The 15,211-nt window shown below is 66.8% G+C and carries 14 protein-coding genes and 1 tRNA gene; 7 read left to right on the top strand and 8 right to left on the bottom strand.

Annotated features, from left to right (window positions below; translation table 11 throughout):
• Positions 1–435: 435 nt before the first annotated feature.
• The 4 genes from WS57_RS34575 to WS57_RS34560 all read right to left on the bottom strand — a co-directional run bounded on the left by WS57_RS34575 (position 436) and on the right by WS57_RS34560 (position 3,096).
• Positions 436–1,551, bottom strand: a complete 1,116-nt coding sequence (locus WS57_RS34575) for a DUF3396 domain-containing protein (RefSeq protein WP_009693139.1) — start codon at positions 1,549–1,551, stop codon at positions 436–438.
• A 5-nt stretch (positions 1,552–1,556) separates the two neighbouring features.
• The gene (locus WS57_RS34570) at positions 1,557–2,321 is read right to left on the bottom strand and encodes a VRR-NUC domain-containing protein (protein ID WP_059605214.1); all 765 of its coding nucleotides are present in this window, start codon (positions 2,319–2,321) and stop codon (positions 1,557–1,559) included.
• Positions 2,318–2,839 (bottom strand): PAAR domain-containing protein, encoded by a 522-nt coding sequence (locus WS57_RS34565; protein WP_059516933.1) that lies wholly within the window; start codon positions 2,837–2,839, stop codon positions 2,318–2,320. The genes WS57_RS34570 and WS57_RS34565 overlap by 4 nt, the downstream gene beginning before the upstream one ends.
• A 181-nt stretch (positions 2,840–3,020) precedes the next feature.
• Positions 3,021–3,096, bottom strand: a tRNA-Lys gene (locus tag WS57_RS34560).
• Positions 3,097–3,286: 190 nt separating this feature from the next.
• Between WS57_RS34560 and WS57_RS34555 the strand changes: the two genes are divergently transcribed.
• Together WS57_RS34555 and WS57_RS34550 are read left to right on the top strand one after the other, a co-directional pair.
• A complete protein-coding gene (locus tag WS57_RS34555) occupies positions 3,287–3,691 on the top strand; it encodes a PaaI family thioesterase (protein ID WP_009693142.1) in 405 nt (134 codons plus the stop codon).
• 8 nt (positions 3,692–3,699) lie between these two features.
• On the top strand, positions 3,700–4,566 hold the full coding sequence (locus tag WS57_RS34550) for a patatin-like phospholipase family protein (protein ID WP_009693143.1): 867 nt from the start codon (positions 3,700–3,702) through the stop codon (positions 4,564–4,566).
• 40 nt (positions 4,567–4,606) lie between these two features.
• Here the strand turns inward: WS57_RS34550 and WS57_RS34545 are convergent, their stop codons facing one another.
• Positions 4,607–5,620, bottom strand: a complete 1,014-nt coding sequence (locus tag WS57_RS34545; RefSeq protein WP_040128549.1) for a D-2-hydroxyacid dehydrogenase family protein — start codon at positions 5,618–5,620, stop codon at positions 4,607–4,609.
• Between the two features lie 422 nt (positions 5,621–6,042).
• On the opposite strand from WS57_RS34545, the gene WS57_RS34540 reads away from it, so the two are divergent.
• On the top strand, positions 6,043–7,092 hold the full coding sequence (locus WS57_RS34540) for a LysR family transcriptional regulator (RefSeq protein ID WP_040128548.1): 1,050 nt from the start codon (positions 6,043–6,045) through the stop codon (positions 7,090–7,092).
• A gap of 107 nt (positions 7,093–7,199) precedes the next feature.
• On the opposite strand, the gene WS57_RS34535 is transcribed toward WS57_RS34540, so the two are convergent.
• The 3 genes from WS57_RS34535 to dprA form a co-directional block, all read right to left on the bottom strand.
• On the bottom strand, positions 7,200–9,797 hold the full coding sequence (locus WS57_RS34535; RefSeq protein WP_059516931.1) for a DNA topoisomerase III: 2,598 nt from the start codon (positions 9,795–9,797) through the stop codon (positions 7,200–7,202).
• Positions 9,798–9,988: 191 nt separating this feature from the next.
• Positions 9,989–10,369 carry a thioredoxin family protein gene (locus WS57_RS34530; protein WP_009695740.1) on the bottom strand — a complete coding sequence of 127 codons (381 nt, stop codon included), beginning with the start codon at positions 10,367–10,369 and terminating at the stop codon, positions 9,989–9,991.
• Positions 10,370–10,406: 37 nt separating this feature from the next.
• Positions 10,407–11,741, bottom strand: a complete 1,335-nt coding sequence (gene dprA, locus WS57_RS34525) for a DNA-processing protein DprA (protein ID WP_069245406.1) — start codon at positions 11,739–11,741, stop codon at positions 10,407–10,409.
• Between the two features lie 185 nt (positions 11,742–11,926).
• Between dprA and def the strand changes: the two genes are divergently transcribed.
• The 4 genes from def (at position 11,927) to htpX (ending at position 15,146) form a co-directional block, all read left to right on the top strand.
• A complete protein-coding gene (gene def / locus WS57_RS34520; protein WP_009689477.1) occupies positions 11,927–12,430 on the top strand; it encodes a peptide deformylase in 504 nt (167 codons plus the stop codon).
• A gap of 32 nt (positions 12,431–12,462) precedes the next feature.
• The gene (fmt, locus tag WS57_RS34515; RefSeq protein WP_059481606.1) at positions 12,463–13,446 is read left to right on the top strand and encodes a methionyl-tRNA formyltransferase; all 984 of its coding nucleotides are present in this window, start codon (positions 12,463–12,465) and stop codon (positions 13,444–13,446) included.
• Positions 13,447–13,556: 110 nt separating this feature from the next.
• Positions 13,557–14,192: a LysE family translocator gene (locus tag WS57_RS34510; protein ID WP_009695735.1), complete on the top strand. Its 636-nt coding sequence runs from the start codon at positions 13,557–13,559 to the stop codon at positions 14,190–14,192.
• Positions 14,193–14,288: 96 nt separating this feature from the next.
• Entirely contained in the window at positions 14,289–15,146 is an 858-nt protein-coding gene (gene htpX / locus WS57_RS34505; protein WP_009695734.1) for a zinc metalloprotease HtpX, read from the top strand.
• Positions 15,147–15,211: the final 65 nt, after the last annotated feature.

Here is a 15,211-nt window from a genome sequence, read left to right as displayed (position 1 = left end):
TTCTACGATCCGCGGCATTGGCGGATTTTGGGCTCGGCGCGAATAGAGGCGCTACAGCGGGTTGGCCCGCGTGGGGTGGTTCAGGTCGGACGCCATGCTGCGAAGGGCGCGCGGAGGCTGTCGTGCGGCCGTGGCGGGCATCCGGGGATGGGGGAGGGGATGCCGGCCCGCGCTGCGGCCGCCGCTGTGCGGTCCCCTCCCCGCCTGCGGGCTTTGCTTGAGTGGGTGGTTTTAGTGCACCGGGCCGTCCTGCTCGGCGGCCCTTGTGGCGCGGGGTTTCGGGCATTTTGGGGTGCCCGGAAATCGTGCGTTTTGATGCACGACGATGCGAATCGATGCGTCGACGCGCACGACCGATATCTGCGCCCGAGTATTGGGCCGCCCGGCGAGCGCGGGTGTGGGTCGGTGTCACCTGTGCCACCGACCGGTCACGCGTCATTTGATGGCGGGCAATTTCTCCGTCTTGTGAAGCTCGATCCAGTAGCCGGGTAGTTCGTCGTCCGGCACGTTGAAGCGATGTAGCCACGCTTCGCTCGCAACGGTGGTGTTGAGAAGGGGCGCGGTGCTGCTGACTGTGCCATCTTGCAGGCTGTCGATAGTGTCGGCGACGATCGGGCGGAGAGCCTTGTTCAGCAGGACGTACGCGGCCGGTGGTGCCGGTGGTTGCCCTTCACCCATCGATACGCCCGCTTGCGGCTCGGTGCCGGCCTGGATGAGTAGGCCGCCATCGCCGAGCGGCGACTTTCGATACCAGTCCGGGGGGAGCATTAGCCCGGCCGCACCGCCGGCGTTGCGAACCAGATCGGCATCGATCGCTGTCAGCCAATCGACCGTCTTCAGCTTGTCGGTGAGGTCGCGCACGCATGTGCGCCGCGGACTGCCGACATCGACCCCGGCCCCGTACTGCCGCGCCCAAAAATACTCGCTCGCTTCGTTCGGATCGCGCCCCATCGGCGGAAGGTTGACCGCGTATCCGCCGTGCCCATGCACCGGGCGCAGCCAATCGGCAAACTCGGCAAACAGGCGCTCGAACTCGCCGGGCGCGAGCTGAAGAAAGCTGCGCGGGACGGTGAACGACATGACATCGAGACTGCGTCCGAACTTCGCTTCCCAATCTTCGAGGCAGAACACGGAGAAGTCGTAGAAGCCGGCCGCGAGCTTGTGGTCCGCGCTGGTCGTGGTCGACACGAGGGCGGTGCTACTCGGTAGGCGCTTCGCCAGATCGGCGAAACCGGGCGATTTGCCGAACGCCACGGGCGCTTCACCCTCGGCGTAAAACCATCGCATCGGGCCGGCCTTCGGCGCGTCGCGCCCTTCGGCCTGCGCCAATGCCGCTTCGTACTTGGTGATGACGTCGAGATAGCGGTCGTAGCAGCGCGTCAGCGCCTTGCGCGTGGCATCCTCGTAGCCGTTCCTGAAGTACAGGACGCCACGCACGACGAATGCAGCACCTACGATGCCCTTCTGATAGGCCGGCTCGAACAGCCCATAGGGCAGAGTGTCGCGCCGCTTGGGGTCGTTGGCCCATGCGGCCAGTTCGTCTTTCGTCATGGCATTCAGGGGAGCACGAAGCCGGGAACGCCCGGCGGAAGTGGGGTCGGAGCGGGCAGCGCGCGGCCTGGCCCGGCCGGACTGACGCCGAAAATCGACTCGACGTCGGTTTGAGTTTGCGTCGATCGCACGGGCTTCTCGTCCGGTTCGTCATCGCGGCATCCGCAGTCAGCGGGGCGAAGCGTCGCGACCTTTTTGTCGCTGCCAGCGATTCGCACGTATGCCTCCTTTTGACGATCGCCGTATGAATCCTCGAACTTCATTTCGACGACCGTTTTGATATTCGATTGCTCGGGCGGCAGAGTGGGATCGCGAACAATCACGACATCGGGACGACGCGTTTGATCCAACCCCGCCTTCTTCCCGTCGCGATAGCCTTTCATGCTACCCGGCCAATTATCGCGGATCCAGTCGACAAGCGAATCGGGGCGCAGCGGACTCGCTTCGTCCATGATCGGGACCGGGGGAGCTGGTGGTGTCGGGCTCATGTCGTAGCTGACTTCCGGCAGATACTCGGTGGGTGCGCCGTATCTTTTTCGGGCATCGGCGTTCATGGCGTCCAGCCGTTGGGCGACGCACGCCTGTCTGAGCGTTCTTGACCTGCCTCGTTTGTCTTCGCGCGTCGCGACGCCAATGCGCGCGCACGGGCACATAACGCCGCAGAGCACTTCCTTGTCCTTCCCCGACAAACGACCGTCGAGCCCGACGACGGTCGTGTTGCCGTCTCCCTTGCTCGCGCCGGCTGCCGAGCTGCTCGAATAGTCGGTCATGCCTTGCTGGTGCCCGGTTGGCGGAACGATAGTGACGCGGCTTGTTGCGTGTTCAGCCAGTCCGTATGGCCGTCTGCGTCCGTTGTGCCGTGGATCGTTTGGCCGTCCGCCGATGTGACCGTATACGGATGGTTCGCAATGGGGAGGCGCGTGTTGTCGTCGACGACCTGGAAGCGGCCGCGATTCGGACCATCGTTCTGTGCGACGACGCTCCTGCCGCCGCCAACTGGCGCGCCGGCGCCCGATGTCGGGGACGCCGTTGTGGTGCTTTGGGAGGCGATCAGGGTCGCGCCGCACGCGGTCATGTCGCCGTCGGACGCGACCGGACGTCCGTTGAACGTCATGTGCAGGTCTGCCTTGATCTTGACGATCGGATAGACGCCGCCGCAGCGCGGACATGAAACCATGTCGCCGAGCAGAGCCAGCGCCTTTCCGTCGACGGTGTTGGTCATATCGCTGGCGATAACGCGCCCGCCGTGAGAGGTTGTGTCACCGTCTCGAATGAATGCGAAGCCCATCGAACCCTCGTATGGAAGAAATCCGCAGAGGAATGAGCACGCTGGGTAGCGGGGGAACGATGCTGTCTGAATTGGCAGGCTAGGGGAGGAATATGGATGCTCGATATTGGACAGCGTCTAATATCGAGGGGTGATGGAAAGAAAAAAGGGCTTAGCATCGCTGCTAAGCCCTTGAATTCTTTGGTGGGGCGTGAGTGACTCGAACACTCGACCTACGGATTAAGAGTCCGCTGCTCTACCAACTGAGCTAACGCCCCCAACAGAAGAAAGATTATGCCCGGCTTCCGAAGGCTTGGCAAGCCCTTTCTGCAAATTTCTCAAAAATATTTCGTCACCGGGGCCGGAGCTGACACGACCATGACGAGTCATCGCAGTTGACGCGCTCCCGGTATGATGACGTCCATCCTGTTGCGCGGCGGTCGCGCAACGTTTTCTGGACATCCGAAGATGGACGAGAACGCAGTCCGCGAATTGCTGAATCGCCTGCTGGCCCCGTGGGTCCGCTCGCTGAACCTGGTCCCCGTATCGATCGACGACGACAGCGTGACGTTGCGTCTGCCGTTTTCCGGCGAATTCCGTCATTCCGGCGGCGGGATCTGCGGCCAGGTCTTCACGGCCGCGGCCGACACCGCGATGGTGGTCGCGATCTCGGCGGCGCTCGGCGAGTTTCGGCCGATGACGACCGTGTCGCTGAACACGAATTTCATGCGCCCGGTCCGCAAGGGCGACGTGCTCGTCACCGCCCGTGTGCTGCGCATGGGCCGCAATCTCGTGTTCGGAGAGGTCGAACTGTTCGACGAGGACGGCAACATGGCCGTCCACGCGACGTCGACCTACGCGCTCGTCAATTGAGCGGCCCGATGTTCGACCAGATCGTCTTTGCCGGCGGCGGCAACCGCTGCTGGTGGCAGGCCGGCTTCTGGGACGTTGCCCAGCCCGCGCTCGGCCTGCGTCCGCGCGTGATCGCGGGGATCTCGGCCGGCGCCGCGACGGCCTGCATGCTGTATACGCGCGACGCCGCGTGGGTCATGCGCTATTACGAGCAGGCGCTGCGTCATAACCGGAAGAACGCGTACTGGGGCAACCTGTTCGGCCGCGAGCCGGTATTTCCGCATTACAGGATCTACCGCCAGGCGCTGCTCGACATCTACGGCGAACCGTTCGAGAAGCTCGCCGCGGCACCGGAAATCCGCATCGGCGTGTCGCACGTGCCGCGCTGGCTCGGCGCACGCAGCGCGGTCGCCGCCGGCCTCGTCGCTTACAACATCGAGAAATACGTACGCAAGACGCTGCATCCGACGCTCGGGCGCGCACTCGGCTTTCGCCCGGAGTTCATGCGCGCGCAGGCGTGCGCGAGCGTCGAAGACCTCGCCGACCTGATCCTGCAGTCGTCGTGCACGCCGCCGTTTACGCCGGTGTTGCGCCGCGGCGGCCGGCCGGTGCTCGACGGCGGGATGGTCGACAACGTGCCGGTCGGCGCGCTCGACGCGTCGCCGGGCGACGTGCTGGTGCTCGTCACGCGGCTGTATCCGCGTCCGCAGATGTTCACGGTCGCGCACGGCGACCAGCGGCGGCTGTACGTGCAGCCGTCGAGCAAGGTGCCGATTTCGAGCTGGGATTACACGAGTCCGTCGCAGATGCAGCATGCGTACGACCTCGGGCGGCGCGACGGCGAGCATTTCCTCACGCGCGTCGGCGCGATGACGGGCGGCCGCGTGGCCGCCTGAAGGCGGCCACGCGGCCGCGCGGCGTGCGCGGCCCGCGCAATCAGCGCTTGCGGATCGGCGTCAGCGCTTCCGGATTGGCGACGCTCGACATGTCGCCCTGGTCGAACGCGAGGATGTTCCTGAACGCCGCGCTGAAATACAGCTCGTAGCTTTCGCGCTCGACATAGCCGATGTGCGGCGTGCAGATCACGTTTTCCATGCGCAGCAGGCTGTAGCCCTGCAGGATCGGCTCGCTCTCGAACACGTCGATCGCGACCATCCCGGGCCGGTTGTGCGACAGCGCATTGACGAGCGCGTTTTCCTCGAGCAATTCCGCGCGGCTCGTGTTGACGAGCAGCGAGGTCGGCTTCATCCGCATCAGGTCGTCCTGCTTGACGATGCCGCGCGTGTCGTCGTGCAGCCGCAGGTGCAGCGACAGCACGTCGCTCTGCTCGAACAGCGCCTCGCGGCTGTCGGCGGCCGTGTAGCCGTCGGCGCGCGCGGCTTCGAGCGAATGCTCGCGGCCCCAGATCAGCACGTTCATTCCGAACGCCTTGCCATAGCCGGCAACCAGCCGGCCGATCTTGCCGTAGCCCCAGATGCCGAGCGTCTGGCCGCGCAGCACTTGGCCGAGGCCGAAGTTCGGCGGCAGCGCCGAGGTCTTCAGGCCCGACTGCTGCCACGCGCCCTGCTTCAGGTTCGCGACGTACTGCGGAATGCGGCGCTGGGCGGCCATCACGAGCGCCCAGGTCAGCTCGGCCGGCGCGATCGGCGAACCGGTGCCTTCGAGCACCGCGATGCCGCGGTCGGTACAGGCTTCGAGGTCGATGTGGCTCGACACGCGGCCGGTCTGGCTGATCATGCGCAGATTCGGCAGTTTTGCGAGCAGTTGCGACGAGATTTGCGTGCGTTCGCGAATCAGCACGAGCGCCTCGACTTCCGCGAGGCGGCTCGCGAGTTGTCCCAGGCCGCGCACCGTGTTGTTGAAGACCTTCACGTCGTGGTCGGCGAGCATCTCGAAGCAGTTCAGCTTGCGGACGGCGTCCTGGTAGTCGTCGAGGATGGCAATTTTCATGGTGAGCGGGGTGTCGCGCGTTGAATCCAGTGGCGGCGGCGCACGTCGCGCGCCCGTCCCGCCCGGCCGGGGCCGACATGATGCTACGGCGGCCGCGTTCGTGGTGTCTTTTTAACAGGTTGTTACGCTCCGCCGCAATCGGCGGCGGTCTCGCCGGCGGCGTTCCCGCGCGGTCAGGCCGGTGCGATGCTGTGTCGCATCAAATACGTCCTTCCTGATTCGGCCGTTTACCCGACGAGGTTCACCCAATTGTTGCTCCAATCAGAATAATTGGATCAACTATCCGCCCAGACCGAGGATTTTTGACTATTTTTATCTCGATTCACGGCCGTGTTAGGCAACTCTGCATCATTTCCGCTGTCGTAGGAGAATTACGCATTTGCTTCAACTTTTTGAAGTTGTAACAGCGGCAGGAGTCGTTTATGGATCATTTGCAGTCGATGCGCGTGTTCGTCAAGGTTGCGGATCTCGGCAGTTTCGCGCGGGCCGCGAGTGCAATGGATATCTCCAACGCGGTCGCGACGCGCCACGTTGCCGATCTGGAAGGCCGGCTCGGCACGCGTCTGCTGAACCGTACCACGCGCAGCCTTTCGCTGACGGAGTCGGGCCAGGTCTATCTGGAGCGCGCGCGCCAGATTCTCGACGAGCTCGAGGACGTCGAACAGATGGTCGTCGCGCGCAATCACGAGCCGGTCGGCACGCTGCGCATCGTCGCGCCCGTGGTGTTCGGCCTGCATAACCTGGCGCCGGTGCTGCAGTCGTACACCGAGCATTTCCCGAAAGTGGTGCCGGATCTGACGCTGGTCGACCGGCAGGTCGATCTCGTCGAGGAAGGCTTCGACGTCGGGATCGTGGTCACGCGCCAGATGCGCAGCGCGAGCATCGTCACGCGGCGGCTGACCACGGGCTGCATGACGGTGTGCGCGACGCCGAGCTATCTGGAGAAGCACGGCGTGCCGACGCATCCGGAACAGCTCGCCGAGCACCCGAGCCTGAGCCTGCCGACCGAATACTGGGGCGACGAGCGCGTGTTTACGGGGCCTGATGGCGAAGTGCGGGTGCGCCCGACCAACGTGATCGTCGCGAACAACACCGCGATGCTGCGCCAGTTCGCGCTGCTCGGGATGGGCGTCGCGATCCTGCCGAGCTACCTGATCGGCGGCGACATCGCACGCGGCGCGCTGGTGCGGCTGCTGCCGGATTTCCGGCTGCCGCAGGTCGAGATCAACATCGCCTATCCGAGCCGGCGCCATCTGCCGGCGAAGGTGCGCACCTTCATCGATCACCTCGTCGAATACTTCAGCCATTCGACCGATGCGACGATGGGCGAGCAGTGGGCTGCGCAGGGCGCGGCGCTCGCGCCGATCGGCGTCGAGACGCGCGCCGAGCAGCCCGAGTCGGCCGACCCGAACCTGTCGCCGCGCCTGCCGCGCTCGTCGCGCACGCGCGTCGCGGCGCCGTCGCCGCTGTAACGCGCGACGGCCGGGCGGCGCGCGTCGCGCCCGGGCAGCGCAAAAGAAAAAACGCGGATCGAGCGATCGATCCGCGTTTTTTTATGGCCGTTTGCCGAGGCCGGCCGTCAGGAGCCCGTCTTGCGCGTCGTCGTCTTGCGCGCGGCGGTCTTGCGAGCCAGGGCCGGTTTCTCTTCTGCGCCTTCCGTCACGGTTTCGGCATCCTTCGTCGCCGATTTCGCCGTCTTCTTCGCGGCGGCCGCCTTCGGTTCCTTCTTCTCGAACTCGAAGCCGATCTTGCCGTCCGGCTGCTTCACGAGGAACGCCTTGAAGTTGCGGCCGGTGCGCGACGACTTGAAGTTCGGCAGCAGGTCGGTGCGGCCGTCGGCGAGCAGCTTGCCCATCTGCTCGCGCGTGATTTCCTGCTGCAGGATCACCTTGCCCGAGCGGAAGTCGCAGGTCTTCGGGTTCGCGACCGAGTGTTCGCACACGTAGCTCATCCCGTGCTCGAACACGCGGCCCTTGCACTTCGGGCACGCGCCGACCGGTTCCTGCGCGGAGAAGTCGGGCGCCTCGCCTTCCTCGCCGCCCTGGTCCTGGCCGAAGTCGAACTCGAGCTTGTAGTTCTTCGTCTCGTCGTCGAACGACAGCTTGAGGATCGCGGAGAACGGCCGGCCCATCTTGCTGCGGAAACCGGACAGCGGCCCGATTTCCTTCTTCTGCAGCAGTTCCTCGACTTCCGCGATCTCGAACTGCCGGCTGCCCGGGATCTTCGAGATCGAGAAGTCGCACTTCGTGCACGCGAAACGGCGATAGTTTTCCTTCACCTGGCCGCCGCAGTTCGGGCACGGCGTCTCGAGCGTCGCGTAATCGCCGGGGATCGTGTCGGAATCGTATTCCTTCGCGCGCTTGACGATCTGCTGCGTCATGCGGGCGATTTCCTGCATGAACGCATCGCGCCCGAGGTTGCCGCGCTCCATCTGCGACAGCTTGTATTCCCATTCGCCGGTGAGTTCGGGCGCGGTCAGTTCCTTCACGCCCAGCCCGCGCAGCAGCGTCATCAGCTGGAAGGCCTTTGCGGTCGGGATCAGCTCGCGACCTTCGCGCACCAGGTATTTCTCGCCGAGCAGCCCTTCGATGATCGCCGCGCGCGTGGCCGGCGTGCCCAGGCCCTTCGCGGCCATCGCCTCGCGCAGTTCGTCGTCCTCGACCAGCTTGCCCGCGCCTTCCATCGCCGACAGCAGCGTCGCTTCCGAGTAGCGTGCGGGCGGCTTCGTCACGAGCGCGACGGCGGCGATCTCGTCCGTCTTCACCTTCTCGTCCTTCTGCACCGGCACGAGGTTCGCGTCCGCGCCTTCGGCGTCGCGGCCGTACACCTGCAGCCAGCCCGGCTCGACGAGCACCTTGCCTTCGGTCTTGAAGTGATGGCCGACGACTTCGGTGATCCGCGTCGTAACGCGGAATTCAGCCGCCGGGAAGAACACCGCGAGGAAGCGCTTCACGACCATGTCGTACAGCTTCTGCTCGGGCTCGGACAGCGACTTCGGCGCCTGCAGCGTCGGGATGATCGCGAAGTGGTCGCTGATCTTCGAGTTGTCGAAGATCCGCTTGTTCGGCTTCACCCAGCCCTTGTCGAGCACCTGCTTCGCGTGCGGCAGGTAGTTGTGGCTCTCCTTGAGCATCTCGAGCGTCGACTTCACGGTCGAGATGTAGTCCTCCGGCAGCGCGCGCGCGTCGGTACGCGGGTAGGTCAGCACCTTGTGCTTTTCGTACAGCGCCTGGGCGAGGCCGAGCGTGTTCTTCGCGGAGAAGCCGAAGCGGCTGTTCGCCTCGCGCTGCAGGCTGGTCAGGTCGAACAGCAGCGGCGACAGTTGCGTCGACGGCTTCGATTCCTCGGTGACCGTGCCGAGCTGGTCGCGGCATGCGGCGACGATCGTTTCGGCCGCCGGCAGGCTCCACAGACGCGAATCGCGCTTCTCGGGGTCGAATTCGTCGCGCTTGAATTTCGGGTCGAACCACTTGCCCTCGTAGAAGCCGCCCGCGCAGGCGAATTCGGCCTTCACTTCCCAGTAGTCGCGCGGGACGAAGCGGCGGATTTTCTCCTCACGTTCGACGACGATCGACAAGGTTGGCGTCTGAACGCGACCGACCGTGGTCAGGAAGAAGCCGCCGCCCTTGCTGTTGAACGCGGTCATTGCGCGGGTGCCGTTGATCCCGACGAGCCAGTCGGCTTCCGAGCGGCAGCGTGCGGCGTCGGCGAGCGGCTGCATGTCGCTGTCGCTGCGCAGGTGCGCGAAACCGTCGCGGATCGCCTGCGGCGTCATCGACTGCAGCCACAGGCGTTGGACCGGTTGCTTGGCCTTCGCGTGCTGCACGATCAGGCGGAAAATCAGCTCGCCCTCGCGCCCCGCGTCGCATGCGTTGATCAGGCGGTCGACGTCCTTGCGCTTCATCAGCTTGGTGAGCACCTTGAGGCGCGACTCGCTTTTTGCGATCGGGTTCAGGTCGAAATGCGGGGGGATGACGGGCAGATGCGCGAAGCTCCACTTCCCGCGCTTGACCTCGTACTCTTCCGGAGCGGCGATTTCCAGCAGATGGCCGACAGCGGACGAAAGGACGTATTCGTCGCTCTCGAAGTATTCGTCATGCTTGGTAAAGCCGCCCAAAGCGCGCGCGATGTCGTTCGCGACAGAAGGCTTTTCCGCAATGATCAGTGCTTTGGACATGACAGGTGTGTGTTGGTAGACCGGGTTCGCCGGCGTGGGTCCCTTTTACGACGGCTTTATAGCACACGCCGTCGCGACGGCGGCTCGGCGTGCAAAAAGCGGCTCATCATAGAGGGGGGCCGCAGCGGCGGCAAGCGCCCGGCGCGGCGGGCGGCGCAAATGCGCGAAAAACCGCCTGCCGGCGCGCGGGTTCAGGCCGCGACGTTCAGCACGTTGCGCAATTTCGGTGCGTGCTGCACGCCGGGCACGGCGGCCAGGTCGGTCAGCATCCGCTCGACGATCGCCGCGTGCGGCAGCACCGTGCCGAAGAAGCGCGCGGTGTTCGCGTCCTCGATCAGGATCGTCGGGAAGTTTTCGACGTCGAGGTCGTCGAGCTGGTCGGCATGGGTTTCGATGTCGATCCAGGCGAAGCAGGCGTCGGGATGTGCGTCGGCGAGCTGGTCGAAGGTGGTCCGGTAGTCGCGGCAGGTGCCGCACCACTCGGCGCACAGGCAGGCGACGAGCAGCGTGCCCGGATCGGCGAGACGCTCGGCGATCCGATCCGCATCGATGTCGAGATTCAGCGCGGGCATGGTGTTCCTTGGTATGTCGTCGGCGGCGCGGCCGCCACTATGCGGGGGACTGTAGCACGCCCGGTGCGGGCGGGGTTGGCACGGCGTCAAGCCGGGCGAAGCGTCCGCCGGGAAGCGGCGCGACGTGGCCGGCCAGTTCCAGCGCGAGCAGCGCACGGTGCAGGTCGTCGTCGGGCAGGCCGCTGTGGTCGGCCAGCCATTCGTAAGTAACGGGGCCGTATCCCAATGCGGCCAGCACGGCTTGCTCGGTAGGGTCGTCGGGCAGGGCGGGCGGCGCGGCAGTGGCGGGTAGGGGCGGGGCGCCGGCCGCGGCGTGGTAAGCCTTTTCGGCGCCGCGAGCGATGCTCGCGGTGGAGCAGGACCCGAATGAGTCGGCCGCGGCTCCATCGCCGCCGGAACCGCCGGCCTCATTCGCGCTGCAAGCCTTCGTCTCGCCCATCCGGTATTCCTCGAGCACATCCAGCGGCGTCGCGGTCAGCTTCGCGCCGTCGCGAATCAGCGCATGGCAGCCCTGCGCGAGCGGCGCGTGGATCGAGCCCGGTATCGCGAACACGTCGCGCCCCAGTTCGTTCGCGAGCCGCGCGGTGATCAGCGAGCCCGACCGCGGCGCGGCCTCGACGACGAGCACGCCGATCGCGAGCGCCGCGATCAGCCGGTTGCGCTGCGGGAAGTGCGACGCGCGGGCCGGCGTGCCGAGCGGCCATTCGGACACGATGGCGCCGCGCGCGGCGACCGCATGCGCGAGGGCGCGGTGCCGCGCCGGATAGACGAGATCGGCGCCCGTCGCGATGACCGCGATCGTGCCCGAGCGGCCATCCAGCGCCCCCTGATGCGCGGCTCCGTCGATGCCGAGCGCGAGGCCCGACACGATCGCAAGCCCCGCGTCGGACAGCGTGCGCGCGAAGCGCGTCGCGTCGGCGAGCCCCTGCGGCGTCGCATGGCGACTGCCGACGACGGCGAAACCGCGCGCATGCAGCAGATCGAGCCGCCCCTTTACATATAGCAGCGGCGGCGGGTCGTGCAGATCGCGCAGCCGCGCCGGATAGGCGGGATCGTGGAGCGTGACGAGCGCGTTGCCCGGTGCGTCGAGCCACGCGAGCGCCGCATCGGTGCAGGCGTCGAGCTCGTCGCGTTCGCTGGCGCGTACCGCCTGCGCGGCGGCCGGGCTGCTCGCGGCGGCGATCGCGCGATCGGACGCGCGCAGCAGCGCCGCCGGCGAGCCGAACGCATCGAGCAGCGCATGCAGCGCGGCGGGCGGGAGGCCGGGCGAGTGCGCGAGTTGCAGCCACGCGCGCAGCTCGCCGGTGGTCAGCGCTTGCGGCGACATGAGGCGTCCCTCGAATGCGGCGGCCAGCGCACGGCGTGTCGCCATGATAAAATTTTCATCATCCGAAATACTCGACGAGGCCGTGCGCGCAGGCGCCCGGCCGGTTGCAGGAGGCGCGATCCGCGGCATTGATTCGCCGCGCATCCGCCTCATCTTCATTGCATCGCGGCGACGGCGCCAGCCGGCCGGATGGCCGATGCGGCACGCCGCTCCACCGAATACCGAACGCCATGGCTTTGCTGAACATCCTTCATTACCCCGACAAGCGGCTGCACAAGGTCGCCAAGCCCGTCGACAAGGTCGACGACCGGATCCGCAAGCTCGTCGCCGACATGGCCGAGACCATGTACGCCGCGCCGGGCATCGGCCTCGCGGCCACCCAGGTCGACGTGCACGAGCGCGTGATCGTGATCGACGTATCCGAGGAGAAGAACGAACTGCGCGCGTTCATCAATCCCGAGATCATCTGGTCGAGCGACGCGAAGCAGGTCTACGAGGAAGGCTGCCTGTCGGTGCCCGGCATCTACGACGAAGTCGAGCGCCCCGACCATGTGCGCGTGCGCGCGCTCAACGAGCAGGGCGAGACCTTCGAGCTCGACTGCGAAGGCCTGCTCGCCGTGTGCGTGCAGCACGAAATGGATCACCTGATGGGGCGCGTGTTCGTCGAATACCTGTCGCCGCTCAAGCAGAGCCGCATCAAGACGAAGATGAAGAAACTCGAACGCGCGATGTGACGCGTTCCTCCTGCCCGACCCCGAACGCTGTCATGACCCATACGTTGCGCGTGATTTTTGCCGGCACGCCGGAATTCGCCGCGGCCGCGCTGGCCGCGATCCACGAGGCCGGCTTCCCGGTGCCGCTCGTCCTCACCCAGCCCGATCGCCCTGCCGGGCGCGGGATGAAGCTGCAGGCGAGCGCCGTGAAGCGCTATGCCGTCGAGCACGGGATGCCCGTCGCGCAGCCGCCGTCGCTGCGTCGCGCCGGCAAGTACCCGGCGGAAGCGGCCGACGCGATCGAGCTGCTGCGCTCGACGCCGCACGACGTGATGGTGGTCGCCGCCTACGGGCTGCTGCTGCCGCAGGAAGTGCTCGACATCCCGCGCCACGGCTGCATCAACATCCACGCGTCGCTGCTGCCGCGCTGGCGCGGCGCCGCGCCGATCCACCGCGCGATCGAGGCCGGCGACGCCGAGACCGGCGTCACGCTGATGCAGATGGACGCGGGCCTCGACACCGGCGCGATGATCCAGGAATCGCGCATCGCGATCGCGGGCGACGATACGACCGCGACCCTGCACGACCGGCTGGCCGCCGACGGCGCGCGGCTGATCGTCGACGCGCTCGCGCGGCTCGAGCGCGACGGCGCGCTGGCGGCGACGCCGCAGCCGGCCGACGGCGTGACCTACGCGGAAAAGATCGGCAAGCACGAAGCGGCGCTCGACTGGCGCAAGCCGGCCGACGTGCTCGCACGCCAGGTGCGCGCGTTCGATCCATTCCCGGGCGGCGTCGCGACGCTCGACGGCGCGGCGATCAAGCTGTGGGCGGCGGAGCCCGCGGCGGCGCGCGGCGACGCGGCGCCGGGCACGATCGTCGAAGCATCGGCGGACGGCGTGATCGTCGCCTGCGGCAGCGGCGCGCTGCGCGTGACGCAGCTGCAGAAACCGGGCGGCAAGCGCCTGCCCGCGCGCGAATTCCTGGCCGGCTCCGCGCTGGTCGCAGGCCAGCGTTTCGCGCTGCCCGACGCGTCCTGAGCGCCATTCGACACGCTTTGCACGCCGCGCGCCATCGGCCGTCCGGCCGAGTCGCGCGGCGCGGCGGGCGCGCGTAGAATTTCCCTGCGCTTCCCGGTTTCGAGGTCTCCATGCTTGGCATCACCCATTTCGGCTTCTTCCTGCTCGCGGTATTCCTGCTGAACATCACGCCCGGCCCCGACACGGCCTATATCGTCGGCCGCAGCGTCGCACAGGGGCGCGGCGCGGGGCTGATGTCGGCGTTCGGCATCTCGGCCGGCTGCTGCGTGCATGCGCTCGCGTGCGCGTTCGGCCTGACCGCGCTGCTCGCGGCGTCGGCGGCCGCGTTCACGGTGATCAAGCTGGTCGGCGCCGCGTACCTGATCTATCTCGGCGTGCGGATGGTTTTCGCGAAGCAGCCGGCGCCGGGCGCGGCCGCGGCGCAGGTCGCTGCCGCAAAGCCGCTGCGGCAGCTGTTCATGCAGGGATTCTGGACGAACGTGCTGAATCCGAAGGTGGTGCTGTTCTTCGTGTCGTTCTTCCCACAGTTCGTGTCGGCCGACAGCCCGCACAAGGCGCTGGCGTTCCTGACCCTCGGCGCGGTGTTCGTCGTGATGAGCACGATCTGGACGAGTCTGGTCGCGTGGGTTGCGGGCAGCGTCACGCAGCGTTTTTCCGGCAAGCCGGGCGTCAAGAAGTGGCTCGACCGCACGGTCGGCAGCGCTTTTGTCGGGCTTGGCCTCCGTCTGGCCGCGTCGCAACGCTGAGATTGAATTTTTCCGGCAAGCCCTTATCTAACAGATCGCTTACAATTTTCCGTCGCGCCCTGTGAGGCGCGACGGGTCCCCGGATAAGGAGTAGGTATGTTCAATTGGGTCAAAACGGCGATGCTGATGGCCGCGATCACGGCCCTGTTCATCGTGATCGGCGGGATGATCGGCGGTTCGCGAGGCATGACGATCGCGCTGCTGTTCGCGCTCGGCATGAATTTCTTTTCGTACTGGTTCTCCGACAAGATGGTGCTGCGCATGTACAACGCGCAGGAGGTCGACGAGAACACGGCGCCGCAGTTCTACCGGATGGTGCGCGAGCTGGCCACCCGCGCGAACCTGCCGATGCCGCGCGTCTACCTGATCAACGAAGACGCGCCGAACGCGTTCGCGACGGGCCGCAACCCCGAGCACGCGGCCGTCGCCGCGACGACCGGCATCCTGCGCGTGCTGTCCGAGCGCGAGATGCGCGGCGTGATGGCGCACGAGCTCGCGCACGTAAAGCACCGCGACATCCTGATCTCGACGATCACCGCGACGATGGCCGGCGCGATCTCGGCGCTCGCGAACTTCGCGATGTTCTTCGGCGGGCGTGACGAGAACGGCCGGCCGGCCAACCCGATCGCGGGCATCGCGGTCGCGCTGCTCGCGCCGATCGCCGGCGCGCTGATCCAGATGGCGATCTCGCGCGCGCGCGAGTTCGAGGCCGACCGCGGCGGCGCGCAGATCTCCGGCGATCCGCAGGCGCTCGCGACCGCGCTCGACAAGATTCATCGCTATGCGGCGGGCATTCCGTTCCAGGCGGCCGAGCAGCATCCGGCCACCGCGCAGATGATGATCATGAACCCGCTTCACGGCGGCGGCCTGCAGAACCTGTTCTCCACGCACCCGGCCACCGAGGAGCGCATCGCGCGGCTGATGGAGATGGCGCGCACCGGCCGCTTCGACTGAGCATCGCGCGTCGCGCGGCGCCCGCCGCGCTCGCCCCGCCACCCCGCCACCCCGCACGCTTCGCG

Source organism: Burkholderia pseudomultivorans (assembly GCF_001718415.1).
GTDB classification, from domain to species: Bacteria; Pseudomonadota; Gammaproteobacteria; order Burkholderiales; family Burkholderiaceae; genus Burkholderia; species Burkholderia pseudomultivorans_A.
Note: the sequence above shows the minus strand (reverse complement) of the source record. Positions and strands in the feature narration are given on the sequence as shown.

Bases quoted from the DNA above. Each gene is read 5' to 3' on its own strand.
- htpX (WP_009695734.1), top strand. From the start codon at position 14,289: ATGTTCAATTGGGTCAAAACGGCGATGCTGATGGCCGCGATCACGGCC.
- WS57_RS34565 (WP_059516933.1), bottom strand. From the start codon at position 2,839: ATGGGCTTCGCATTCATTCGAGACGGTGACACAACCTCTCACGGCGGG.
- WS57_RS34510 (WP_009695735.1), top strand. From the start codon at position 13,557: ATGCTTGGCATCACCCATTTCGGCTTCTTCCTGCTCGCGGTATTCCTG.
- WS57_RS34555 (WP_009693142.1), top strand. From the start codon at position 3,287: ATGGACGAGAACGCAGTCCGCGAATTGCTGAATCGCCTGCTGGCCCCG.
- WS57_RS34530 (WP_009695740.1), bottom strand. From the start codon at position 10,369: ATGCCCGCGCTGAATCTCGACATCGATGCGGATCGGATCGCCGAGCGT.
- WS57_RS34570 (WP_059605214.1), bottom strand. From the start codon at position 2,321: ATGACCGACTATTCGAGCAGCTCGGCAGCCGGCGCGAGCAAGGGAGAC.
- WS57_RS34545 (WP_040128549.1), bottom strand. From the start codon at position 5,620: ATGAAAATTGCCATCCTCGACGACTACCAGGACGCCGTCCGCAAGCTG.
- dprA (WP_069245406.1), bottom strand. From the start codon at position 11,741: ATGGCGACACGCCGTGCGCTGGCCGCCGCATTCGAGGGACGCCTCATG.
- WS57_RS34540 (WP_040128548.1), top strand. From the start codon at position 6,043: ATGGATCATTTGCAGTCGATGCGCGTGTTCGTCAAGGTTGCGGATCTC.
- WS57_RS34535 (WP_059516931.1), bottom strand. From the start codon at position 9,797: ATGTCCAAAGCACTGATCATTGCGGAAAAGCCTTCTGTCGCGAACGAC.
- fmt (WP_059481606.1), top strand. From the start codon at position 12,463: ATGACCCATACGTTGCGCGTGATTTTTGCCGGCACGCCGGAATTCGCC.
- def (WP_009689477.1), top strand. From the start codon at position 11,927: ATGGCTTTGCTGAACATCCTTCATTACCCCGACAAGCGGCTGCACAAG.
- WS57_RS34550 (WP_009693143.1), top strand. From the start codon at position 3,700: ATGTTCGACCAGATCGTCTTTGCCGGCGGCGGCAACCGCTGCTGGTGG.
- WS57_RS34575 (WP_009693139.1), bottom strand. From the start codon at position 1,551: ATGACGAAAGACGAACTGGCCGCATGGGCCAACGACCCCAAGCGGCGC.